Here is a 23,570-nt window from a genome sequence, read left to right on the forward strand (position 1 = left end):
TTAAACGATTACCCATTGTCTAGTTGTGATGCACCTTCTTTTGTTTGTTACGAATTTTCTGTTTTTTAATTTTTATTAGTTTTCTAAAAAAGGGTATCAACATAATAAATAATTATTATTCCTTTTATAGGGAGTTATATTTTTCTATATTTGTGAGAAACAAGTAGAAGTGAATGGTTTAGTTAAAATAATAGCAGTAATAGTCCTGCTTTCATTTATAAGCTGTAAAAATTATTATTATTTTAATGGACAGCAAAAGGTAGAAACCGACCACCCGGATAAGTATGATAAATTTGTTTTAACCTTTGATAACGGAAAACAAAATATACCATTCTATACCTATGGAGATTATCGGTTTAAAAAAATAGATAAACAGTATATTTTTTTTAAAAATTCTGAAATGCACAAACTACTGCATTACAAGGTTCCTAAAAAGAATGGTGAACAATTTCTGTTTATGTATAACAACCAGCCTACGTTTTCAAATATTTTAGGTTTTTTTTATAAAGACATGAACATTGAAGACGTAAAAAAATTGTATACTACGGTTAAACATAAAGAAGATGAAAATCAATTTTTTTCCCGATACAATTTTGATAAATTTCAGGTCTATGACTTATACAAAACTGTAAAAGGAGGAGTTATTCGGTTTGTAGCAGTCAATAATCCTGGCTATTCTAAAGATCCGGACTATAAATGGTTTAACAGAGAAATTAACACTATGTTCTTTGATATTAATCATTCTCTATGGTATGGTTATATTGAACCTCTTAATTAATGCACATGAAAAAAAAAAAATTAACCTTTTATGTATGCTGAATTTTTGGTTCTTTGAAAACTTTATTGGATTATCAATGTCTTGAATTAACATCGAGTTATTTTATTCTTTTTTTTTTAATGGCAGTTTACGGCTCCATTGGGATCTTTGGATATGGTCATGGCTTCTGCTTTAGGGGAAACGTAAGGTATTCCCAGTTCCAGGCCTCTCAGAATGAATAATCCTCCTAGGATAATCATGATCACGGGAACAGCTTTTAAAACTTTTATTCTAAAGGCTTGATTCATGAGATTTCCGGCTAAAACAATAGCAAACATGAACGGTAGGGTTCCTAAACCAAATAAAGCCATGTACGCGGCTCCCTGCCATATTCCTCCGCCTGCCAGGCTGGCCGTTAAAGCCATATAAACCATTCCGCATGGTAGAAAACCATTAAGAATACCTGTTGTAAATCTGGAACGGTAATCTGCCTTTTGAAGCAGTCTTCCTAAATTTGACTTTACAGAATATAAAAACTTAGAGAGAAAAGGGATTTTTGAAGCAAAATCTTTTCCCCCAAAAGAGAATACAGCCATAATAATCAACAGAACCCCTGCGGTAATCGTCAGGTATTTCTGAAATCCTGCCATCTCAAAACCCTGTCCAATAATCCCCAGAAGAGCTCCTAATAAAGAATAGGTAAATATCCTTCCGAATTGGTAGGTGAGATTTTGAAGATAGAAATTAGCTGCCTGCTTTTTTGTGAGTCCCATGGATAAGGCAATAGGACCACACATTCCGATACAGTGAAAACCGGAAGCAAAGCCTAAAGCAATAGCTGATATGATAAGTCCTATTTCCATATTACATCATAATCCATTCTGTAGTCTGCTTTATCTTTTGTCCAGCTCAGTCTTAAGGTATAATTACCCATTTTCAATACCTGTGCAGGTATTACGAAACTGTGGTCAGCATCAAGCTGCACAGATTTTTTGATATCTAAATTCTGATCGTCGGTTCTGTTTAAAACAAATTTTGCCGTTGCATTAGAATTGTTATAATCTTTTGGAAAAGTGATTTTTATTCCATTGGCATCCTGGCTGTATACAGGTTTTTCCTGCAGATTGTCAGCCTTTTTCTTAGCATCAATTACATCCTGGTATTGTAGCTCCTCTTCATAATAATTATCAGTAACCATTTCAGAATTCTTCTGCCCGTTCGGGAAAAGAAACAACATGGATAATATAAAAACGATGAATGCAAATAATGCGATTACAACACCATGTCCCCAACTAAAGTTCTTCATTTTTTCCGTATTTTTTTTATTTGTCTTTTATGATACTTAAATCCCCCTTGATTAATATTCTTTTGAATCCCTGAGGTTTCCTGAAAATTAAAATTGTAGTTTGAAAGGTCCTTCAAAATAGGTCTGATAGGAATCAATAAGCTTGCCTTTCATATCATAAACACCAATGGTAATATTCTGCTTAGATAGCTTCATTTCATCTTCAGGGAAGCTGATATTAACTGTTCCCTTAGAAATTTTATCCCGGTCTACCTGTATTTTGCTTGATCCACTATAAATAATCTCCCCATGGGCAGGATTGATGACTTTTATGGTTACAATTTTCTTATCGTTTGTTTTATTAAGGAAAGTATAATTATAAGTATTGGTAATTTTTCCATCCCTTACAAAGAATGTACTGCCTGCAGGTTTAATGAATTTTGCTTCCATTTCACCGCGGCTATAAAGGAGATAGCCCAGGAACCCAACCAATAGGAATAGGAATATGGAGAATCCTTTCATTCTTCCAGTGAACTTGAACTTAGTTTCCTGCTCAATTTCATTTTCAGAAGCATATCTTATCAGGCCTTTCGGAAGGCCTACTTTTTCCATTACTTCATCACAGGCATCAATACATGCTGTACAGTTAATACATTCCAGCTGCTGTCCGTCACGGATATCAATTCCGGTAGGACATACCACTACACACTGGTGACAGTCTATACAATCTCCTTTGCCTGCCGCTTTTCTGTCTTCTCCTTTTCTCCATTTTGATCTGTTTTCCCCTCTTTTAAAATCGTAGAAAACATTGATCGTGTCTTTATCAATCAATACACCCTGAAGTCTGCCATAAGGACAAACCAGCGTACATACCTGTTCTCTGAACCATGCAAATACAAAATAAAAGGCTGCTGTAAGGAGAATCATTACAATAAAATTGGTAGGATGGGCAAATGGCCCTTCAGAGACAATTTTAAATACTTCCTCATAACCCACAATATACATAAACATAAAGTGAGTGATAATAAGTGATATAATAATATAAACAGACCATTTTAAGCTTCTTTTCCAGATTTTCTCACTATTCCACTCCTGTCTGTCCAGCTTCATCTGCCTGTTTCGGTCACCTTCAATCAGATATTCTATTTTACGGAAGATCGATTCCATAAAAATTGTCTGAGGGCATATCCACCCGCAGAAAATTCTTCCGAATGCAATCGTAAAAACAATAATAAAGATTAAAGATGCGATGGCACCTAAAGTAAGAATAAAAAAGTCCTGTGGATAGAAGGGCTGGCCAAAGATGAAAAATTCTCTGTCTATAACATTAAATAACAACAATGGGTTGCCATTGATCTTGATAAATGGCAGTGAAAAATAAATAATGAGTAAAGCGTAGCTTACAAGGTTTCTGTAGTTGGTGTATTTCCCTTTTGGTTTTCTTGGGAACACCCATCTTCTTTTTCCGGATTGCTCCATTGTCCCAATAGAATCTCTGTAAGTTTCAGGGTCCAGAACTTGCCCCTGTCCGCCTCTTGCTTCTATTTCTTCTATGTCTGACATATTGTACTAGGTTTATTTAAAAAAGAAAAAACATAATTCGTTACTATTTTTTAGTTAATAACAAATTATGTTTTTTTCATATGTTTCTAATTTCTTAAATTATTCTTTTTCCCAATGTGCTTCAGTTCCTTGAGGAGCTGCTCCTCCCTGAGCCTGAGTCACCGGTGGTTGCTCTTGGTTGATGTGATATACATACGCTGCAATCTTCTCAATTTCGGCACCTGAAACTTCTCCGTTTTTACCAAAGGCTCTCATCGCCGGGTTAGTAGGAGAACCATTCCAGTCCATATGGAAAACATTCTTGAATAAAGTCTTCTCCGGTTGGTTGATCCAATAGTTATCAGTAAGGTTTGGCCCGATACCTCCACTACCGTCTTCTTTATGACAAGATGCACAGTTTGTTTTGAATAATTCTTTACCTTCTGCGATATTATCAGCTGAATATTTAGCTGTTTCAATTGTTACAGGAGGCTGAGTTTTTTGATATTCTTCAATACTTGCCAATTGCTCTTTGTATTCTTTTTCATATTCGCTTAACGGGTGAGCGAAATCTGTAAATGAATAAGCGGCAATATATACAATACAAAAAGCAGTCCCAAAATAGAATAAACCTACCCACCATTTCGGTAATTGGTTATCCAATTCCATAATTCCGTCGAAACCGTGGTCGATAAGGATATCCTTTTCTTCAGTTTCAGATTGCTTTTTGAAGGCTGCATCATACATTCTTCTTAAGAAAGGAACTTTCTTTTCAGCTAAATAAGCTGCTTTTTCTTCAGGAGATAGTTTTTTGAATTTGTTGTTCTCAATCAAATCTCCAATCGAACTATGGATGTATGCCAAGATACCAGCGATCACTACTGTTCCCCAGAAATAAGGTGAAGCCAGGAATGCGTAGCTCTGTACAAATAAATAATAAAAAACTATTAAAAGTCCAATTATTATCAAGATGTTTACGACAACAGGTGTTCTTTGTTTCATAAAAAATAGTTTAATTTTTTAAATTAAAATCGTCATCTTCATCATCCCCAAGTGGTGCCTCTTCTTCTTCTTTGTAATACTTTTTAGGCTTGCTAAAAACATAGATTATCAAAGCAACGAAGAACAGCATAAAGAAAATTAGAGCCAGGGTCTGGTAGAAACCAGCATTTTCTGTATTGGATAATATATCTTTAAAGTTCTGAGGAATCATATGAACATTTTAATGTTAGTTATTACTTGCTGTTTTGATTTCTGTTGTTTTGATATCAGTTCCTAATCTCTGTAGGTAAGAAATAAGAGCTACAATTTCTTTTTTCTCTAATTCTCCCTGAGGTCTCTTAGCGTATGCCTCTTTCAAGTCATTTGCTTCCGAGAAGATATCTTTTACAATTTTTGCCGATTGGTTATTCGCCCACTGGTCTGCAGAATCAATTTGAGCCTTTGTATAAGGAACATCGAATGTATTCTTCATCAGCTTCATTTTGTCTACCATTTTAGATCTGTCCAGGTTAGTAGCGATCAACCAAGGGTAACGTGGCATAATAGAACCTGCGGATGTAGATCTTGGGTTATACATGTGTTTGTAGTGCCAAGAACTTGGGTTTTTACCTCCTTCTCTATGTAAATCCGGTCCGGTTCTTTTAGACCCCCATAAGAATGGTCTGTCATAGATGAATTCCCCTGCTTTAGAGTACTGTCCGTTTTTACCGTTGAATCTTGTAATCTCATCCCTGAACGGTCTGATCATCTGAGAGTGACATGCATTACATCCTTCACGGATATAAATGTCTCTACCTTCCAATTCAAGTGGAGAATAAGGTTTTACTGCTGATATAGTAGGAACACTTTTCTTAAGAGATAGGGTAGGGATAATCTCCACCATACTTCCTATTGAAATGGTACACAGTGATAATACGGTTAACAACAATGGCATTCTTTCCAACCAAAGGTGGAATCCTTCTCCTTCTTTACGTTTGTTACCAATATTTGCTAAAGCTGGTGCTTCTGCTGGTACTTCTTTCTGGAATGATCCTTTTCTTACCGTAGCAATTACGTTTACGATCATCAGGATAGCTCCTGAAATATAGAATAGACCTCCTAAGAATCTCATTTTAAAGTAAGGAATGATAGCCGTTACAGTATCCAACCAGTTTTTCCATAATAAGGTTCCGTCCGGGTTGAACTGTTTCCACATTAATCCTTGTGTGAATCCTGAAATATACATTGGTACTGCATAGAAAATGATTCCTAATGTCCCTAACCAGAAATGCCAGTTAGCTAATTTTACAGACCAAATTTTTGTTCTCCACATAATAGGGACCAGGTAATAGATAACCCCGAATGCCATGAAACCATTCCATCCAAGAGCTCCTAAGTGTACGTGACCGATAACCCAGTCTGTAAAGTGACCAATTTTGTTGATATTTTTAGTTGCTAAAAGCGGTCCTTCAAACGTGGCCATACCATAACAGGTAACAGCTACTACGAAGAACTTAAGGATAGGATTTTCTCTTACTTTATCCCAGGCTCCCCTTAAGGTAAGAAGACCATTTAACATCCCTCCCCAAGACGGTGCAATAAGCATAATAGAGAAACCTGTTCCTACTGCCTGCGCCCATGCCGGAAGAGCTGTATACTGAAGGTGGTGAGGACCAGCCCAGATATATACGAAAATTAATGACCAGAAGTGAATAATAGACAGTTTATATGAGAAAACCGGTCTGTCTGCTGCTTTTGGTAAGAAATAATACATTAAACCTAATACTGGAGTAGTCAATACGAATGCTACTGCATTGTGACCATACCACCATTGTACGATGGCATCTTTTGCTCCTGCGTAAGCAGAATAAGACTTCCAGCCAGTGAATGACAACGGAACTTCAAGGTTATTGAAAATATGAAGCATGGCTACTGCAACCCAGGTACCTAGATAAAACCAAATTGCTACATAAAGGTGTCTTACTCTTCTTTTTGAAATAGTAAGAATCATATTAACCCCGAAAATGATCCATGAGAAAGCAATCAATATGTCGATCGGCCACTCATGTTCAGCATATTCTTTAGAAGTATTGATCCCCATAAAGAAGGTGATGAACGTAGCAACGATCATAAACTGCCAAGTCCAGAAATGTAACCATGATAATGTATCACTGTACATTCTTGTTTTTAATAATCTTTGCGTAGAGTAATATACTCCAACATAAACAATATTACACACGAACGCGAAGATTACGGTATTGGTGTGCAACATCCTGATTCTACCAAAACCAAACGCCCCATGAGTGTTTATTAACCCTTGGATATTACCGGATGATAAACTATTAATGGTTGTATCATCTGTACCGAATAAAAATTCAGGTAATTCCGGGTAGAAAAGCATTAATGCCGCCGTAAGCCCAAACGTAAACCCTATAAAACCAAAGATGATGGTCGCATAGAGGAACGCACGGACAATACTATTGTCATAACTAAACTTTTGTGTTTCCATATCAACTATTCACTATTTTTCTCAATTTTTATTATTTTCTCCTATTTCTTTTTCGTCTTTATTCTTGTCGCCGGTTTCATCTTTTTCTTCGATTCTTTCATCATCAAAAAGGATTCTGACAGCAGGAGATTCATCATCTTCAAACTGTCCTTTTCGGGCATACACTATAAATACGACCAAGAAAATCGCAGCTAAGGAAACACTGCAAACGATCATTAAATATAGAATATCCATTGGACAACAAAATTAACCTATTTTCGGGGTTCAAATTTAGTGAAAAATAATGACATTCATCACGAAATGCCGATTTCAGCTAATTTAAAATCAGTCTAAATAAGGGCTTTTAAGCACGTTTTTTAAAATATTTACGACCTAAAATCCAGGTTGAAAGTGTAGTGAAGGCAACCACAGTTATGGAGCTCGCCGGCATGATGATTGCGGCAAATAGAGGATGCATATGTCCTGTAACTGCGTAACTTAAACCAACTATATTGTATAGAAAACTGATTATGAATGTCATTTTCACAATGGTGATGGAGCCTTTACAGACGTTCAGGTAGTTGTCAAGACTGACTACTTTCTCACCATTCATAATGACATCAGAAGATGGTGTAAAACTGTTGGTGTCATCAGCAATGGCAATGCCCACATTGCTTTGTTTTAAGGCGCCCGCGTCATTCAGTCCGTCTCCCAGCATGGCTACTTTCATATGCTGATCCTGAAGATTCTTAATGTAGTTCAGTTTATCCTCCGGGCTTTGATTGAAGGCCATTCCTTTGTAATTGGGAATAAGTTCCTGCAGTTGGGTTTCTTCTGAAGAATTATCTCCACTAAGGATAAATATTTTGTAGTGGGTTAGTTTATTAAATAAATCTTTAAGCTTAGGACGGTATTCATTTTTGAAGATGAACTTTCCTAAAAACTGATCATTTTTACTAATGAAAACAGCGGTTTCCAGATTCTTTGGTTCCTGGTTGTTATAACGGGCTGAACCTATTTTGTAAAGATTTCCTCTTATGCTTGCTTCATATCCTTTTCCTGAAATCTCCCTGAAGTTTTCTACAGGGAAATAGTCATCATTGACTTCTATGAATTCATACAGTGATTTTGAGAGAGGGTGGTTGGAGTTCTTTAATAACGTCTTGATATTAAGTAAGTCAAATTCAGCAATTTCAGAGCCGTCATATTTGATATTTGACTTTTTTCTATGGGTAATGGTTCCCGTTTTGTCAAAGACAATCGTATCCAGCTTGGCAATTTTCTCAATTGTTAATGTATCTTTTACATAGAACTTATTTCTACCTAAAATCCTCATAATGTGACCGAAAGTGAACGGCGCGGACAATGCAAGAGCGCAAGGGCAGGCAATGATCAGAATAGCTGAAATAACCTGAAACATCTTCGATAAATCAATAAATGACCAATAAATTCCGGAAATAACCGCAATGCCTAAGATGATGAATGTGAAATATTTACTGATGTTATTGGTAAGGGTGTCAAGCCCTGTTTCGTGCTTTTTAAATGCTTCTTTATTCCAAAGCTGGGTAAGGTAACTCTGGTCTACATCTTTGATAACTTCCAGCTCCAAAGATGATCCTACTTGTTTTCCTCCGGCAAAAATCTTATCTCCCGGCTGTTTGCTGATGCTTTCACTCTCTCCGGTAATAAAGCTGTTGTCAATATTTCCTTCTCCGTTGATCAGGATGGCATCTACCGGAATGATTTCCTGGTTTCTAACCAATATTCTGTCACCTACTTTTACTTCAGAAAGCAGAATGTTTTCCTGTTTTCCTTCAAAATCAACTTTGGTTACGGCAATAGGGTAGAAAGATTTGTAATCTCTGTCGTAGGAAAGGGCACTGTAGGTCCTTTTTTGGAAAAGCTTTCCCATCAGCATAAAGAATAAAAGACCACAGAGGGTATCGAAATATCCGGGGCCATAATTGGTGGCTACCTCATAAATACTTCTTCCGAAAAGAACAAATATTCCCAATACAATAGGAACATCAATATTGACGATTTTATTTTTTAAACCATACCATGCTGATTTATAATAATCCGAAGCGGAATAAAACACAACAGGGCAGGCCAGCAGAAACATTAATACTCTGAAAAGACCTTTATAATGCTCCATCCAGTAATCTTCCCCTCCTACATATTCAGGAAAGGCCAGGAACATTCCGTTCCCAAATGCAAAACCTGCGATGGCAAATTTTACAAGAAGAGATTTGTCGAGATGGTCAACATTTTTTTCGGCTGTTTCAAGGCTGATTACCGGCTTATATCCCAGATTAGTTAAAAAGTTAGCGAGTTCGCTGAGAGGTAAGTCTTTATGGTTAAAAGAGATCTGTAAGGTTTTTCTTGTAAAATTAACCTGTGAATATTTAATGTACTTATTTAAGGTATGCAGACTTTCCAACAGCCAGATACATGAAGAACAGTGGATGACAGGGATTTTGAATGTTACAAGGCTGGTATTGCCTTCAGAAAAGTCGGTGACCTTATCGAAAATTTCAGGGGTGTCCAGATAATCGAACTGAGTAGAGTTTTCATCACCCGGGCGAATTCCAGCACCCTTATTAAGCTCGTAAAAGTTACTTAAATTGTTCGAATTCAGAATTTCGTAAACAGATTTACATCCGTTGCAACAGAAAATCCTTTCATCAAACAAAATTCTCTCTTTTTCTATACCTTGACCACAATGAAAACAGTTCTCGCTCACCACCATAAAATATTGAACTACAAAATTATAACAATTTTTTTTGTTTATCGTGTTAAAAAGTTCTATTTTTGTGATAAATATCATATAAAATGCCGCAGGAACAACAGATAGCAATTGAAGAGAGGTTCGCCAAAGTTTTTAATGATAAATCATTTAAGGAAAGACTTTCTAGCGCAGATTTTGAAAAATATATTAATGGCAAAAAGAAATTAAGTTTTCAGAAACACGACACTATTTTTGAGGATGGAGAAACTCCAAAGGGAGTTTATGTCCTTGAAAAAGGTGCTGCCAAATTATCAAAATCAGGAGCGTTCGGAAAAGATCAGATTTTAAGATTTATCAAAGAAGGGGATATCATCGGCTATCGTTCTTTGCTTTGTGGAGAAAACTTCCAAGCCAAAGCCGAAGCTATGACGGATATTGAGTGTGTTTTTCTACCAGCAGATATCTTTATGTATCTCTTAGAGGTAGATCCACAGCTTTCTTTTGTCATGCTTCAGAAAATTTCATACGAATTGGGAGAATCTTCCAATACCATTACATTCCTTGCACAGAAAACGGTAAGAGAAAGGCTGGCTGAAATATTACTGCTTCTGGAGCAGAAGCTGGGAGTAGATCCGGAAGGCTTTATTAAAATTTCTCTGACAAGGGAAGAAATTGCCAATATTATTGGTACTGCCACAGAAAGTGCCATCCGTCTGATCTCAGAATTCAAACAGGACAGCCTGATTGAAGTAGACGGAAGAAATATCAAGATTTTAAATCACGACAAACTCATGAAACTCGGTCACGTAGTTTTATAAAAATCATACAAAATTTAAGTCGGCTGAAGGCCGACTTTTTAACTTTTAAAAATAGATAAATTATGTCTGTTCACTCTGAAATTAAAAAAGTTACGACTGAAACCTTGCGTAAAATGAAATTCGACAAGGAAAAAATAACAATGCTTACGGCCTATGACTTTACCACGGCAAAGATGGTAGATGCTGGCGGTGTAGATGCTATTTTGATTGGAGATTCTGCAGCAAATGTGATGGCTGGTTTTGAAACTACATTACCCATTACACTGGATCAGATGATTTATCACGCTCAAAGTGTGGTAAGAGGAACTGACAGAGCTTTGGTCATTGCAGATCTGCCTTTCGGAACTTATCAGAGTAACCCTGAAAAAGCATTGGAATCTGCAGTAAGAATGATGAAGGAAGGAGGTGCCCATGCCGTGAAAATTGAAGGAGGAAAAGAGATTTCTAAATCGATAAAGAAAATCGTGAACGCAGGAATTCCTGTAATGGGACATTTGGGATTAACTCCACAATCTATTTATAAGTTTGGAACCTATAAAGTAAGAGCAAAAGATGAAGCAGAAGCAGAGAAACTGATTGCTGATGCACAGCTTTTGGAAGAACTGGGATGTTTTTCTGTAGTTTTAGAGAAAATTCCTGCTGATCTGGCCAAAAGAGTAACGGAAAGTATTTCTATCCCTACTATAGGAATTGGCGCCGGAGCTGACTGTGACGGGCAGGTTTTGGTATATCATGATATGGTGGGAATGAATAAAGGCTTTAGCCCCAAATTCCTAAGAAGATACCTTGATCTTTATACTGAAATAACAGGAGCTGTTGCTCAATACGTAAAAGATGTAAAGACAGTAGAATTTCCAAACGAAAACGAAAGTTATTAATCTATGCAAAATCAACAACAATCTATCCAGGGAATTTTATCTATTGCCGCATTGGTATGCCTCGCTATAGGCTGGTTTAATCTTTTCTCCCCGGAAATCAATCATCTGCTGTCCCGAAAGGTTTTTTATGTCCTGATAGGAGCGAGTTTCTTTATTCAGGCACCCTTGCTTACGAATAAGAACTTTGTCTATGCTATGTATGCTGCAGCAGGGATTTGCGTCATCGGAGCCTTTATACCTGAAGATTCGACCCTTTCAGTACTTAAAACCATTGGTCTTTTGGGAGGAATTATTCTTTCACTGTCCAATAGAAGAAGATAGACTGAAGAATTATGAAGGAGCAGATTGCATATGAAGATAACCATCTTCTGGTGGTTAATAAAAAAGTCGGTCAACTGGTACAAGGAGACAAAACCGGCGATGAATCATTATTAGAATCTATAAAGAATTTTATAAAAATAAGAGATGCTAAGCCGGGGAATGTTTTTCTCGGCTTGGTTCATCGTATAGACCGTCCTACTTCAGGATTGGTAATCTATGCTAAAACGTCCAAAGCACTTTCCCGCCTTACTCAAATGGTGAAAAACCGTGAGGTCAAAAAGACGTATTGGGCTGTGGTAGGAAAAGAAATGATTCCACAGAGTCAGAGGTTGGTTCATTACCTAAAGAAGAACGAAAAAAACAATAAAGCTATTGTTTTTCCAAAGGCAACAGAAGGAGCGAAAGAAGCTATTTTAACCTATCATGTTATTAAAACACTTGATAATTATATACTTCTTGAAATTGATCTGGAAACAGGCAGGCACCACCAGATCCGTGCTCAATTATCTAAAACTGGAATTCCCATCAAAGGAGACCTTAAATACGGGGCTCCCCGTTCCAATCCTGACGGAGGAATTAATCTTCATGCAAGGAAACTGGAGTTCATTCACCCGGTAACCAAAGAAAAGATTGAAATTACAGCACCCGTTCCGCAAAATGATGCAATCTGGAGAGCTTGTGAGGAGTAAAAAACAAAGCTAAAGTTTATTAGAAAATAAAACAGGGCCATCTCAATTTTGAGGTGGTTTTTTTGTGTAAGGAAAATTCAATTTTGCCCATTCTGAAAAAATACCTACCTTCGTCCCAGACTTTAGGGGTGTCTGTTGACCAACAGACTGAGACTTTACCCTTTGAACCTGATCTGGATTATACCAGCGTAGGGAAAAGCAGATGACTTTTGCTGTACATTCTATTGTACAATAATGGCCATTCCTAAAGTATATTAAAATTATTAGGAATGGAACTTATAATCAACCACACCCGAAAAACATTTGATATACTTCCCGACAATCTGGAAGCATTACTGGCTATGGAACTACCCGGAAAGAAAAAAGGGATTGCTGTAGCTGTAAACAACCGTATTATTCCACTGTCCGCCTGGGCAGAGACATTTCTTAAGGATAAAGATTCAGTTTTAATTATTACTGCCACTCAGGGTGGTTAATTTTCATATTTAATACCAATATTTATGGCTCATTCAATTACGTGTTCGCCATTTCCGAACTCAAAGAAAATCTATGTTGAAGGAACAATACATCCTATCAGTGTAGCAATGCGTGAAATAGCACTTAGTCCTACCAGGCTTACCAAAGGAGGCTTTGAAGACAATGCTCCTGTAACGGTTTATGATACCTCCGGTCCCTATACGGATGTCAATGCAGAAATTGATATTCAAAGAGGGCTTCCGAGAATAAGGGAACAATGGATTTTAGACAGAGAAGATGTAAATATCCTGAATGGAATCTCATCCGAATATGGAAAAGCCCGTTTAGCAGACTCACGGCTTGATGAGCTGCGTTTTTCTTATGATCATAAACCTAAAGTTGCCCGGGAAGGTAAAGAAATTACCCAGTTGTACTACGCAAAACAGGGAATCATCACCGCTGAAATGGAATATGTAGCCATTCGGGAGAACCAGCGTATTGAGCAGCTGGAAACGGTTTCAAAAGAGATGGCTTTCCAGCATTCTGGAAACAGTTTTGGCGCGAATACTCCGAAAACTAAAATCACTCCGGAGTTTGTAAGAGATGAAATTGCTGCGGGAAGAGCTATTATTCCCAATAATATCAATCATCCGGAAAGTGAACCGATGATTATTGGAAGGAACTTTTTAGTAAAAATTAATGCCAATATCGGAAACAGCGCTGTTTCTTCAAGTATCGATGAAGAGGTGGAAAAAGCAGTATGGGCCTGCCGATGGGGAGCTGATACCATTATGGACCTCTCCACAGGAAAGAACATTCATGAAACGAGAGAATGGATTATCAGAAACAGCCCGGTGCCTATCGGTACGGTTCCTATTTATCAGGCATTGGAAAAAGTAAAAGGAGTTCCTGAAGATCTTACATGGGAAGTTTTTAAAGATACTCTGATTGAGCAGGCAGAGCAGGGAGTTTCTTACTTTACCATTCATGCCGGAGTTTTGTTGCGATATATTCATCTGACAGTCAATAGAGTAACGGGAATTGTGTCCAGGGGAGGTTCTATCATGGCTAAATGGTGTCTTTTTCATCATAAAGAAAACTTTTTATATACTCATTTTGAAGAGATCTGTGAGATTATGAAGAAGTATGATGTGGCTTTTTCTCTTGGGGATGGCCTTCGTCCCGGATCTATTGCTGATGCTAACGATGCTGCACAATTTGCCGAACTGGAAACTTTAGGAGAACTTACAAAAATTGCATGGAAACATAATGTACAGGTAATGATTGAAGGTCCCGGTCACGTTCCAATGCATATGATTAAAGAGAATATGGATAAACAGCTGGAAGAATGCCACGAAGCTCCATTTTATACATTAGGCCCTTTGACAACGGATATTGCACCGGGTTATGATCACATTACTTCTGGAATTGGAGCAGCAATGATAGGATGGTTCGGATGTGCCATGCTTTGTTATGTAACTCCGAAAGAACACTTAGGCCTTCCGAATAAAAAAGATGTTAAAGATGGGGTTATTACTTATAAACTGGCTGCCCATGCTGCAGATCTGGCGAAAGGACATCCCGGATCACAATACAGGGATAATGCATTAAGTAAAGCAAGGTTTGAATTCAGATGGGAAGATCAGTTTAATCTTTCACTGGATCCGGATACGGCAAGAGCTTATCATGATGAGACTCTTCCAGCAGAAGGAGCGAAAATTGCCCATTTCTGTTCTATGTGCGGACCAAAATTCTGCTCCATGAAGATCACTCAGGAAATCAGGGAATCTGCAGAACAGGGAATGCTGGGCAAGTCTCAGGAATTTATTGAAAAAGGAAAGGAAATTTATATATGATCCTTGTTATCACTCCTGAACAGAACTTTCCCAATGAAGCTGAGATTATTAATCAGATGTTTCAGGAAGGTCTGGATTTACTTCATATCAGAAAACCCGGGATCAGCAAAAGTGAATTGACTGCTTTTATCAGCAATATTGACCAATTTTTTTACCCTCAATTGGTTCTGCATACGCATTATGAGCTTGGAAAAGAATATAATATATCACGGTTTCATTATAGGGAAGCTGATCGGGAAGAAAAGAAATACAAACCTGTGGTGGAAGAGCATACAATATCAACCTCAGTACATGATATCAGAGCATATAACAGGTTAGAAAAAGAATGGGAGTATGCTTTCATAAGCCCATTCTTTCCAAGTATTTCTAAAAAAGGATATGGTGAGAATACAACCGTTATGGAGGATATAAACTCCCGGAATAATGAGCATGTAAAACTGATTGCTTTAGGAGGTATTGATTCGAATAACATTCTGGGAGCTTTTGATGCCGGAGCAGATGGTGCAGCTTTGCTTGGTGGTGTTTGGGAGAGTAGGGAACCATTGGAAGCTTTTATAAAATGCAGGAAAAAGATCTTTTTATAATTAAAAAAACAAATCCCTCTTTACCGGGATACATTTACAGTACCTATGGAAAAATTACAATATATATCACAGGGAAATACAAAAACAGAGCAGGAGCTTAATATCAGGAAAGCTTTAGACCATGGAGTAAAATGGGTGCAGGTGCGATGGAAAAATGCTCCAGAAAGAGAATTGAGCGGTCTTTGTGAAATTTCAAAACAGCTATGTTCGGAATATGAGGCGGTCTCTATTATTAATGATAATGTGCAGTTAGCAAAGGAGATTGATGCAGATGGTGTTCATTTGGGATTGAATGACGGATCTGTTGAAGAAGCAAGACTGGTTTTGGGACAGCATAAAATAATCGGGGGGACGGCAAATACAATAGCTGATGTTCTTCAAAGGATGCATGAGCCGTGTAACTATATTGGGTTGGGACCATTAAGGTTTACAGCTACCAAAGAAAAACTGAGCCCTGTTCTGGGCTTTGAAGGATATCAGAAGATCATTGATCACCTGAAAGAAAGATCCTTAGAGATTCCTAAAATATTTGCCATTGGAAGTGTTACCCTTGAAGATATTGTACCATTACAACAAATCGGGATTTATGGGATTTCCGTTTCAGGAGAGATCACAAAACAACCATCTATTATTAACACATTAAAAAAGGCAATGATATACAATTGCCAGTAACGAAACTTTTAGACAAGTAAAGAAAAGTCTAAAATAAAGACTGTACTTCTTTGGAAAAATAAATAGAGAATATGAGTAATCAAAAATTGATAATAGCAGGCAGGACTTTTGAATCAAGATTGTTTTTAGGAACAGGAAAATTCGGAAGCCTTAGCGATATGACATCATCTGTTGTCGCATCAGGAACAGATATGGTGACCATGGCATTGAAAAGAATTGACGCGCAATCGGCAGAAGACGATTTGCTTGAGTCATTAAGAGAAACCCATGTTCATCTTCTTCCTAATACTTCGGGGGCAAGAACGGCAAAAGAAGCCGTATTAGCCGCTCAGTTAGCCAGAGAAGCGCTGGAGACCAATTGGGTAAAACTGGAAATTCATCCAGACCCCAAATATTTGCTGCCTGATCCTATTGAAACATTGTATGCTACGGAAGAGCTTGCAAAACTGGGATTTATAGTGATGCCTTACATCCATGCAGATCCCGTTTTATGTAAGCGTCTTGAAGATGTAGGAACAGCAGTGGTTATGCCCTTAGGAGCACCTATCGGAACCAATAAAGGACTGAGAACATTAGATTTTTTAGAAATTATCATCAGCCAAAGTAATGTGCCTGTTGTTGTAGATGCAGGAATTGGAGCACCTTCTGATGCAGCAAAAGCAATGGAAATGGGGGCAGATGCTGTCCTTGTGAACACGGCTATTGCTGTAGCCAGAAATCCTGTTAATATGGCAGTTGCATTTAAAGAAGGAGTGATTGCCGGAAGAAGAGCCTTTGAATCCGGATTAGGAGCAATTGCCCACCATGCAGAAGCTTCAAGTCCCCTTACTTCGTTTTTATTTGAATAAAACCAGAATATGAAAAGCTTTAAAGATGTTTTTGAGCAATTTCAATGGGATGAGGTAAAAAATAAGCTTGAAAAAGTGAGTCTGTCTGATGTTCAAACCAGCCTTCAGAAAAAGAATAAAACCCTTGAAGACTTTCTGAATCTGCTTTCTCCGGCTGCGGCTTCAGAATTGGAACAGATGGCAAGAATGACGCAGGCCTTAACCCAGAAACGGTTTGGAAAAACCATTCAGTTATATGCACCACTGTATCTCAGCAATGAATGTCAGAATATCTGTACCTATTGTGGCTTCAGCCTGGATAATAACTTAAAGAGGAAAACATTATCCGATACAGAACTCATGGTAGAAGCTTCGGTATTGAAGTCTATGGAAGTGAATCATGTATTGCTGGTAAGCGGGGAAGCTCATAAAATAGTGGGAGTTCCTTATTTTCAGAATGCGGTCCGCTTATTAAAGCCGCATTTTTCCAATATTTCTATTGAAGTACAGCCTTTAATGGAAGAAGAATATAAACTCTTGCATGAAGAAGGGGTCCATTCAGTATTGGTATATCAGGAGACTTATCATCAGGAAGTATATAAAGAATACCATCCGAAAGGAAAGAAATCCAATTTTGATTTTCGCCTGGATACCCCGGATAGGATAGGAAGGGCCGGTATTCATAAAATAGGACTGGGCGTTCTGCTGGGGCTGGAAGATTGGCGGGTAGACAGTTTTTTCAATGCACTGCACATAGATTATCTTCAGAAGCAGTACTGGAAAAGTAAATTTTCAGTTTCATTTCCAAGACTGAGACCCGCAGAGGGAATTATTGAACCTAATTTTATCATGGAAGATAAGGATCTGCTTCAACTGATCTGCGCCTACAGAATATGGAATGAAGACCTTGAAATTTCAATCTCAACCAGGGAAAATGAAGTTTTCAGAAATAATATTGTATCTCTGGGGGCTACCGCGATGAGTGCCGGATCAAAAACCAATCCCGGAGGATATTCTGTAGATAAAGGATCTTTGGAACAGTTTGAAACCAGTGATGAACGAAGTATGGAGGAGATCAGGAATATGATTAGAAAATCAGGCTACGACCCGGTTATGAAAGACTGGGATTCCATATATAGCGGTTTTTAAATAGTAAATATGTTAATGATTAACGATGAAAAACGAAGATATATTTGCGAGATACAGCCGCCAGATCTTTATTGAGGAAATAGGATTGGAAGGACAAAAGAAAATAATGGCTTCAAAAGTCCTTGTTATAGGAGCAGGAGGCTTGGGAAGTCCTGTTATCCAGTATTTGGCTGCCGCTGGAGTAGGTACATTAGCGGTAATGGATTTTGATCATTTGGAGCTTCACAACCTAAACCGGCAGGTAATCCATAATGAAAATAATATAGGAATGCCTAAAGTAAAAAGTGCAGAAATATATGTGAAAAACATCAATTATCAGGTAGCGTTTATGGGGCTCAACGAGAAAATTAATGCTTCAAATGCAGAACATGTGCTGTCCCAATATGATGTAGTAGTAGATGGTTCCGATAATTTCTCAACAAGATATCTGGTGAATGATACCTGTGCAAAGCTGGGAAAAACATTGGTTTATGGGAGCATTCTTGGCTTCTCAGGACAGCTGGCTGTATTCAATCATAAAGGAAGCAAAAACCTGCGCGATCTGTTTCCGGAGCCTCCTTTTGATGAAGATATGGCGGATTGTGACAGCCTTGGAGTATTAGGCGCTTTACCGGGAATAGTCGGAAGTATGATGGCTCTTCAGGTTCTGAAAATTATCACAGGGCTTCCCGTGAATCTGAACCAGCTAACACTCATTGACACATTGGATTGGAGGTTTCAAACACTGGATTTTTAAGTGTCCAGATTGTTTTAATTCAATAGGAGAGGGCTTTAGCCCATTTATCAATAACATATCATTTCCATTGGCTTTAGCCGAAACTTATGTTCTCACCAATCGTGAAGATACCTGTTGTATCACGTAAAAAGCGGACGAGAGATAAAAAAGAGACTGTGATTATTTCACGGTCTCTTAATTTTTTAACAAATTTATTTATTGTCCTTGCTGCATGACGCCGGTATCTTCTTTTTTAGTCTGGTTTAAGATATTGGGATCTTCTTTTGCCAGTTTGTTTCTGGTAGGAATTTTATAATTAATTGAAAAACCGAAGTTTCTTGAATCATATTTAGACCGTATCATAACCCTTTCTCCTTCAGGTGGGCTGGAATAAGCCTGCATCACCTGGCTGTTGAAAATATCATTAGCAAATATGGAAACTGTAAGGCGCTTGTCCAAAAACTTTTTAGTCAGCGTGATATTAAGGGAGTTATTAAACGGCTTATCTGCTGTAAAATAGAAATATCCTCCTTTTGGTGTTAAATAGCTGTAATTAACATTCATATTGATTTCCTTAGGAAGGATAATTTGAGTCATCACATTAAAAATCCAGAACCCTTTATTGTTGAGGTTATCAATGTCATGTTTCTGATATCCTGCATACAGATACATGAAGTTGATTTTATCAGGATTAAAATTAAACTTCATAATTTCACTCATCGGTTTGCTGAATATCATAAACGGAATAGGGAGACCCACGTTGAAATTGTGGATTTTCATAGTAGAAATATTGATCTGCTCATTGTACAGATTTTTACCGTCTTTTCTGATGATCTGTGCTACCTGGTTGCTTGCTGAGCTTACGCTGTATCCGATAAATGCATAATCAAATGCAGAAACCTTAAGCTCATAATTATCAAAAATGGTAGGCTGAAGATTCGGATTACCGGTTATTTGAGTATTGGGACCTGCAAACGTAGTGTTGTTTGGGTTAAGAGCAGAAATACTCGGTAAACTGATTTTCCTGTTATAATTTGCCGCAACATACACCTGATTCATCATGCTGTACTGAATGCTGGCATTCGGGAAAAGCTTAAACTTATTAAAAGGAATTAAATCATCCTGAACCAGCTTTTTATCTTTGTTAATGTATCTTGTTACTCCGGAAATATCATAGTTTTCAGCACGCGCACCTAATGTAAAGTCAAACTTCTTAAGTTTTGCCTGAAATTCCATATAGGTAGATGCCGTTTGTCTTTGATACTCTAAATTGGTCAATCCAAAACTTTTAGTATCATAATCCTGTCTTTCATACAACCCTCCTGCGCTTAGCTTTCCGCCATCAAGAAGTTTAATGGGTTGTGAGTAATCAACCTTGAAGTTGGCTATTCTCATATCCGATTTGTTATTGAGAATATCATTACCTCCTGCATGGGTAAAAGTTGTACCATTTTCTGTATAAAAACCTTCCCGAAAGAAATTATCCTGAGAAAACCTGGTATCAGACTTTGTATAGCCAAACTGAAAATCCAGTTTTTGAGACTTATCTGCGAAACGCTTTTGATAGGTTACTACAGCTTCCTGCCTCAGGCTGTTGGTACGTGCTGCATCAAAAGCCTCGAACCGGGCTTCTTTATAAACATCAGGATCCTGACTGACAAGGAGATCAGCAAGACCATTACTTAGAGTAAAGTTATCATTATTATTGTGGTAAATGTCGTAGTTAAGCAATAATCTGTCCTGGCCAAGCTCAAAGGTTACTCCTGATTTTGCAAAATACCCGCGGGCATATCGGTCTGTATTTCCAGACAGAAGGTTGTCTTGTTGAGTATTGAGCATACTTTCACGATAGTTTTGCCCAATATTAAGCTGCCATCCGAAGAGTTTATTTCTGGCGTTGAGGTTAAGAGAGTTGGTTACTCTGTTTCTGTACTTATTATAGTTTGTGAACGTATAATTCCCGGAATAAGTAGCCGTTAAATATTTATTGGCATTTTTATTCGTAACAATATTCATGATGGCTCCTCCGGAGGTTGCCGGAAATTCTGCGCCAGGTTGGGTAATCACTTCAATTTTCTCTACAGAATTGGCGGGCATGCCCTCAAGAAATGAGTTTAATTCATTAGAAGTAATATTTAAAGGTCTTCCGTTAAGATAAACATCCAGCATTTTTCCCTGGTACATCATTCCTGCGATGTCTGTGGCTACAAGCCCCGGAAGCTTTTTAATCCCCTCCAAAACATTCCCGTTGTTGAGCTGAGGCTGTTCAGAGAAATCAAAAACAGTACGGTCAGCTTTTTGTTCAACGGCTTTTTTAGTTTTGGTGATCACTACACCGTCGATTTGTTTTTCTTTAGGCTGGTTATTATTTTTTTCCTGCGAAAAAATAATAACTGAGCTTATAAGTGATAAAGCGAATACAGTTTTTTTCATAATGTTTTTTACTACTATTCCGTTAGACGCTCAAAAGGAGAATTTGTTACGATAAAATGGCGAAAATTAATTTTTTATATCAAATATTTTTTTTCATATATCCTTCCAAAAGCCCTAATATCAGGCATATTTCATTATTGCGCCCGGTTTTTTTCTTCAAAATTAATTTTTCTTTCATCGTTTTTCAGCTTCTGGTTTCCGAAATTATAGGTGATGCTTAAGGTCAGTCTTCTGGCGTCCCAATAATTATTGAAAGACTGTGTATTATCAGCGAAATACATAGTTGCTTTATATCCGGATTGTTTAAAGATATCACTTACCGAAAGGTTAATTTGCAAAGCTTTTTCTGCAAAGCTCATTTTTATTCCGGCATCAGCACTGGCCCTGTTTCTGACGGACATATACCCATCCCTTGATGGAAGATTATGCCAGTAATTTAAAAACAGAAAAAATGTTTTGGCCTTATTGAGCCTGAAAGTATTGTTGGTAGAATAGTAGAAGGCTTGCCCACTTTTAGGGACGGCATTGAATTGGGTAATCTGGGTTTCATTACAGCTGAAGGATGCAGAAAGATTGCTTTCCCAGATTTTGAAAAAAGTATCTGTATAGTTAAGATTGATCCCATAATTGTTTTGATTGTAATAATTTTGATAGGTACTGGTTAGCTGGATTCCATCTAGAAATGTGATCTGGTCAAAATTATTCAGGGTTCGCTGGTAGTAGAGATTAGCTGAGAATTTATTTTTAAAGATATAATTGAATTCAATATTATGGTTGAATGAAGGCTGCAGGCTCGGATTTCCGGTATAATAAGTAGTTGGATTGGAATACCAGCGGAAAGGATCTAAAGCCCGGAAATAAGGGCGGTTAATCCTTCTGGAATAGGTAAGACTGAATTGATGGTTAGCATCAGCCTTATAAGAAATATAGGCAGTAGGAAATAGTTTTCCATACCTATTGTCAGACTGAGACTCTGTGGTGGGTGAAAATCCTTTTGTATCGGTATATTCATAACGCAGGCCTATTTTTGCAGACCATTTTTCACCAAAATCTTTACTGGCACTGAAGTAACCAGCATAATTTTTTTCATTATAATTAAAAAGATTGCTTTTTTTCGGGTCAATGGTATAATTTCCACTGATCATATTATAATACTCAATAGCTGAATTGTTCGAAAACTGGCTGTACTTGGTACCGGCTTCAACTTGAATATTTTTAAGATTTAAAGTCAAATCAGCCTGTCCAGAATAGATTTTATAGTCCACTGAAGATAGATTTCTGACCATTTGTTCTGAATGATCTGTCCTATTTATGGTTTTAAAATTGACCTGAGTATCCGGAAGGTTTCCATAATAATTAGCTCCAAAACTCAGCTTATGACCTCCTAGCTTTTGATCAAAATAAAGGTTCAGCATTTGGGAAGTATAATCAGAGCGGTGTTTAGAATCAGTTTGGGTCTGGAAGTTTAGAGTTTCACCGGTAACGTAGTTTTGCCCCGAATGAATATCCATATTGGAGTGTCCTTTCATCATATCATAAACCATTCCTATATTGGATTTTTCGGATAATGAGTAATCCAGTGTCACATTAAACCCAAGCCCATCATTCATATCTCTCCTGTCATCTCTGCTAACCGAAGAACTTTTTCCTATGACCTGATAATTTTCTACAGAACGTTTTTCTTCATCAAATCCCTGTAGTTTTATTGCTGCTTTTAATTTTTCATTCTGATAATTAATTCCTGCCATACTCCCAAATCCGGCATAGGTTTTTTGTTTATAATACGTGGTAAGATAACCGTTCCAACCAATAAGTTGATTTTTTTTTAAAACAATATTAATAATCCCGCTGTTTCCCTGGGCTTCATACTTTGAAGGTGGAGTAGTGATGACTTCAATTTTCAGGATGTTCTCAGAACGTAGGTTTCTTAAATAATTGATGAGCTCAGTGCCAGAAAGGGTAAGCATTCGGTCATTAACCATAACAGAGACTCCATTTTTGCCGGCAATAGAAAGAAGACCTTTATCTTCATCCACTTTAAGAAAAGGAGTTCCTGCTAATACTTCTGTTCCTGAGCTTCCCTGGGATAGCATAGAGTTCTGAACATTATAGACAAGACGATCTACTTTACGTTCTACCAAATTTTTTTTAGCGTTCACCGTAACTGTTTCGATCTTTTTTACCAGTGCCGAGTCTTTAGTCTGCCCTACCGCAAAAGAATAAAATAACACTGAGATATAGAAAATATTTCTTTTCATTGTATGTAATAGAGGTTTTATTACAGCTCTGGGACAAAGGTATAAGGTGGGTATTCTTGTAAAAACAGGAATTAGACGAAGGCTTGTTTCATGGGTGTGAAAATAGTTTTATCGGAAAAAAAGAGCCTTTCAT

Annotated in this window: 22 protein-coding genes and 1 riboswitch; of the genes, 12 read left to right on the forward strand and 10 right to left on the reverse strand. The window is 37.5% G+C overall.

The genetic code is table 11. The features are described from left to right. Positions 1-169 precede the first annotated feature (169 nt). Positions 170-778, forward strand: a complete 609-nt coding sequence (locus MP477_RS06500; RefSeq protein WP_257189676.1) for a hypothetical protein — start codon at positions 170-172, stop codon at positions 776-778. Positions 779-894: 116 nt separating this feature from the next. Here MP477_RS06500 and MP477_RS06505 read toward each other — a convergent pair whose 3' ends face one another. The 8 genes from MP477_RS06505 to MP477_RS06540 all read right to left on the reverse strand — a co-directional run bounded on the left by MP477_RS06505 (position 895) and on the right by MP477_RS06540 (position 9,796). Next, the gene (locus tag MP477_RS06505) at positions 895-1,620 is read right to left on the reverse strand and encodes a sulfite exporter TauE/SafE family protein (RefSeq protein WP_257189677.1); all 726 of its coding nucleotides are present in this window, start codon (positions 1,618-1,620) and stop codon (positions 895-897) included. Further along, a complete protein-coding gene (locus MP477_RS06510; RefSeq protein WP_257189678.1) occupies positions 1,611-2,063 on the reverse strand; it encodes a FixH family protein in 453 nt (150 codons plus the stop codon). The genes MP477_RS06505 and MP477_RS06510 overlap by 10 nt, the downstream gene beginning before the upstream one ends. 87 nt (positions 2,064-2,150) lie before the next feature. Then, positions 2,151-3,605: a cytochrome c oxidase accessory protein CcoG gene (ccoG, locus tag MP477_RS06515; RefSeq protein WP_230032608.1), complete on the reverse strand. Its 1,455-nt coding sequence runs from the start codon at positions 3,603-3,605 to the stop codon at positions 2,151-2,153. 99 nt (positions 3,606-3,704) lie between these two features. Then, positions 3,705-4,586, reverse strand: coding sequence for a cbb3-type cytochrome c oxidase N-terminal domain-containing protein (locus tag MP477_RS06520; protein WP_047491724.1), 882 nt, complete (start codon positions 4,584-4,586; stop codon positions 3,705-3,707). Positions 4,587-4,596: 10 nt separating this feature from the next. Then, on the reverse strand, positions 4,597-4,797 hold the full coding sequence (locus MP477_RS06525) for a cbb3-type cytochrome c oxidase subunit 3 (RefSeq protein ID WP_027373015.1): 201 nt from the start codon (positions 4,795-4,797) through the stop codon (positions 4,597-4,599). Positions 4,798-4,812: 15 nt separating this feature from the next. Further along, positions 4,813-7,074, reverse strand: coding sequence for a cytochrome-c oxidase, cbb3-type subunit I (gene ccoN / locus MP477_RS06530; protein WP_047491722.1), 2,262 nt, complete (start codon positions 7,072-7,074; stop codon positions 4,813-4,815). A gap of 21 nt (positions 7,075-7,095) precedes the next feature. Further along, positions 7,096-7,308 carry a cbb3-type cytochrome oxidase assembly protein CcoS gene (ccoS, locus tag MP477_RS06535; RefSeq protein ID WP_047491719.1) on the reverse strand — a complete coding sequence of 71 codons (213 nt, stop codon included), beginning with the start codon at positions 7,306-7,308 and terminating at the stop codon, positions 7,096-7,098. Between the two features lie 109 nt (positions 7,309-7,417). Then, positions 7,418-9,796 (reverse strand): heavy metal translocating P-type ATPase metal-binding domain-containing protein, encoded by a 2,379-nt coding sequence (locus MP477_RS06540; RefSeq protein ID WP_257189682.1) that lies wholly within the window; start codon positions 9,794-9,796, stop codon positions 7,418-7,420. A gap of 89 nt (positions 9,797-9,885) precedes the next feature. On the opposite strand from MP477_RS06540, the gene MP477_RS06545 reads away from it, so the two are divergent. The 11 genes from MP477_RS06545 (at position 9,886) to MP477_RS06595 (ending at position 18,767) form a co-directional block, all read left to right on the forward strand. Then, positions 9,886-10,599 carry a Crp/Fnr family transcriptional regulator gene (locus MP477_RS06545; RefSeq protein WP_230032601.1) on the forward strand — a complete coding sequence of 238 codons (714 nt, stop codon included), beginning with the start codon at positions 9,886-9,888 and terminating at the stop codon, positions 10,597-10,599. 62 nt (positions 10,600-10,661) lie between these two features. Then, the gene (panB, locus tag MP477_RS06550) at positions 10,662-11,477 is read left to right on the forward strand and encodes a 3-methyl-2-oxobutanoate hydroxymethyltransferase (protein ID WP_047491717.1); all 816 of its coding nucleotides are present in this window, start codon (positions 10,662-10,664) and stop codon (positions 11,475-11,477) included. Positions 11,478-11,480: 3 nt separating this feature from the next. Next, positions 11,481-11,798 (forward strand): hypothetical protein, encoded by a 318-nt coding sequence (locus MP477_RS06555; RefSeq protein ID WP_230032600.1) that lies wholly within the window; start codon positions 11,481-11,483, stop codon positions 11,796-11,798. 11 nt (positions 11,799-11,809) lie between these two features. After that, positions 11,810-12,487 (forward strand): RluA family pseudouridine synthase, encoded by a 678-nt coding sequence (locus MP477_RS06560; RefSeq protein WP_306552717.1) that lies wholly within the window; start codon positions 11,810-11,812, stop codon positions 12,485-12,487. Positions 12,488-12,601: 114 nt separating this feature from the next. Beyond that, positions 12,602-12,699, forward strand: a riboswitch (TPP riboswitch). A gap of 57 nt (positions 12,700-12,756) precedes the next feature. After that, entirely contained in the window at positions 12,757-12,963 is a 207-nt protein-coding gene (gene thiS / locus MP477_RS06565) for a sulfur carrier protein ThiS (RefSeq protein WP_230032596.1), read from the forward strand. Positions 12,964-12,987: 24 nt separating this feature from the next. Then, positions 12,988-14,799 (forward strand): phosphomethylpyrimidine synthase ThiC, encoded by a 1,812-nt coding sequence (gene thiC / locus MP477_RS06570; protein WP_257189684.1) that lies wholly within the window; start codon positions 12,988-12,990, stop codon positions 14,797-14,799. Then, complete coding sequence (locus MP477_RS06575; protein WP_257189685.1) at positions 14,796-15,383, forward strand: thiamine phosphate synthase; 588 nt, start codon at positions 14,796-14,798, stop codon at positions 15,381-15,383. The genes thiC and MP477_RS06575 overlap by 4 nt, the downstream gene beginning before the upstream one ends. 45 nt (positions 15,384-15,428) lie before the next feature. Continuing rightward, positions 15,429-16,055 carry a thiamine phosphate synthase gene (locus MP477_RS06580; protein ID WP_257189686.1) on the forward strand — a complete coding sequence of 209 codons (627 nt, stop codon included), beginning with the start codon at positions 15,429-15,431 and terminating at the stop codon, positions 16,053-16,055. Between the two features lie 71 nt (positions 16,056-16,126). Beyond that, the gene (locus MP477_RS06585) at positions 16,127-16,903 is read left to right on the forward strand and encodes a thiazole synthase (RefSeq protein ID WP_257189687.1); all 777 of its coding nucleotides are present in this window, start codon (positions 16,127-16,129) and stop codon (positions 16,901-16,903) included. 9 nt (positions 16,904-16,912) lie between these two features. After that, positions 16,913-18,031, forward strand: a complete 1,119-nt coding sequence (gene thiH / locus MP477_RS06590) for a 2-iminoacetate synthase ThiH (protein ID WP_257189688.1) — start codon at positions 16,913-16,915, stop codon at positions 18,029-18,031. Positions 18,032-18,056: 25 nt separating this feature from the next. After that, positions 18,057-18,767 (forward strand): HesA/MoeB/ThiF family protein, encoded by a 711-nt coding sequence (locus MP477_RS06595; protein ID WP_257189689.1) that lies wholly within the window; start codon positions 18,057-18,059, stop codon positions 18,765-18,767. Between the two features lie 195 nt (positions 18,768-18,962). Here the strand turns inward: MP477_RS06595 and MP477_RS06600 are convergent, their stop codons facing one another. Both MP477_RS06600 and MP477_RS06605 read right to left on the reverse strand, forming a co-directional pair. Continuing rightward, positions 18,963-21,179 carry an outer membrane beta-barrel family protein gene (locus MP477_RS06600; RefSeq protein WP_257189690.1) on the reverse strand — a complete coding sequence of 739 codons (2,217 nt, stop codon included), beginning with the start codon at positions 21,177-21,179 and terminating at the stop codon, positions 18,963-18,965. Between the two features lie 134 nt (positions 21,180-21,313). Next, positions 21,314-23,437, reverse strand: coding sequence for an outer membrane beta-barrel family protein (locus tag MP477_RS06605; RefSeq protein WP_257189691.1), 2,124 nt, complete (start codon positions 23,435-23,437; stop codon positions 21,314-21,316). Positions 23,438-23,570 lie beyond the last annotated feature (133 nt).

The organism is Chryseobacterium sp. WG23, from assembly GCF_024586575.1.
Lineage (GTDB): Bacteria > Bacteroidota > Bacteroidia > Flavobacteriales > Weeksellaceae > Chryseobacterium.

Excerpts from the sequence above, each read along its gene's own strand:
- MP477_RS06505 (WP_257189677.1), bottom strand. The coding sequence starts at position 1,620 with ATGGAAATAGGACTTATCATATCAGCTATTGCTTTAGGCTTTGCTTCC.
- MP477_RS06510 (WP_257189678.1), bottom strand. The coding sequence starts at position 2,063 with ATGAAGAACTTTAGTTGGGGACATGGTGTTGTAATCGCATTATTTGCA.
- ccoG (WP_230032608.1), bottom strand. The coding sequence starts at position 3,605 with ATGTCAGACATAGAAGAAATAGAAGCAAGAGGCGGACAGGGGCAAGTT.
- MP477_RS06520 (WP_047491724.1), bottom strand. The coding sequence starts at position 4,586 with ATGAAACAAAGAACACCTGTTGTCGTAAACATCTTGATAATAATTGGA.
- MP477_RS06525 (WP_027373015.1), bottom strand. The coding sequence starts at position 4,797 with ATGATTCCTCAGAACTTTAAAGATATATTATCCAATACAGAAAATGCT.
- ccoN (WP_047491722.1), bottom strand. The coding sequence starts at position 7,074 with ATGGAAACACAAAAGTTTAGTTATGACAATAGTATTGTCCGTGCGTTC.
- ccoS (WP_047491719.1), bottom strand. The coding sequence starts at position 7,308 with ATGGATATTCTATATTTAATGATCGTTTGCAGTGTTTCCTTAGCTGCG.
- MP477_RS06545 (WP_230032601.1), top strand. The coding sequence starts at position 9,886 with ATGCCGCAGGAACAACAGATAGCAATTGAAGAGAGGTTCGCCAAAGTT.
- panB (WP_047491717.1), top strand. The coding sequence starts at position 10,662 with ATGTCTGTTCACTCTGAAATTAAAAAAGTTACGACTGAAACCTTGCGT.
- MP477_RS06555 (WP_230032600.1), top strand. The coding sequence starts at position 11,481 with ATGCAAAATCAACAACAATCTATCCAGGGAATTTTATCTATTGCCGCA.
- MP477_RS06560 (WP_306552717.1), top strand. The coding sequence starts at position 11,810 with ATGAAGGAGCAGATTGCATATGAAGATAACCATCTTCTGGTGGTTAAT.
- thiS (WP_230032596.1), top strand. The coding sequence starts at position 12,757 with ATGGAACTTATAATCAACCACACCCGAAAAACATTTGATATACTTCCC.
- thiC (WP_257189684.1), top strand. The coding sequence starts at position 12,988 with ATGGCTCATTCAATTACGTGTTCGCCATTTCCGAACTCAAAGAAAATC.
- MP477_RS06575 (WP_257189685.1), top strand. The coding sequence starts at position 14,796 with ATGATCCTTGTTATCACTCCTGAACAGAACTTTCCCAATGAAGCTGAG.
- MP477_RS06580 (WP_257189686.1), top strand. The coding sequence starts at position 15,429 with ATGGAAAAATTACAATATATATCACAGGGAAATACAAAAACAGAGCAG.
- MP477_RS06585 (WP_257189687.1), top strand. The coding sequence starts at position 16,127 with ATGAGTAATCAAAAATTGATAATAGCAGGCAGGACTTTTGAATCAAGA.
- thiH (WP_257189688.1), top strand. The coding sequence starts at position 16,913 with ATGAAAAGCTTTAAAGATGTTTTTGAGCAATTTCAATGGGATGAGGTA.
- MP477_RS06595 (WP_257189689.1), top strand. The coding sequence starts at position 18,057 with ATGAAAAACGAAGATATATTTGCGAGATACAGCCGCCAGATCTTTATT.
- MP477_RS06600 (WP_257189690.1), bottom strand. The coding sequence starts at position 21,179 with ATGAAAAAAACTGTATTCGCTTTATCACTTATAAGCTCAGTTATTATT.
- MP477_RS06605 (WP_257189691.1), bottom strand. The coding sequence starts at position 23,437 with ATGAAAAGAAATATTTTCTATATCTCAGTGTTATTTTATTCTTTTGCG.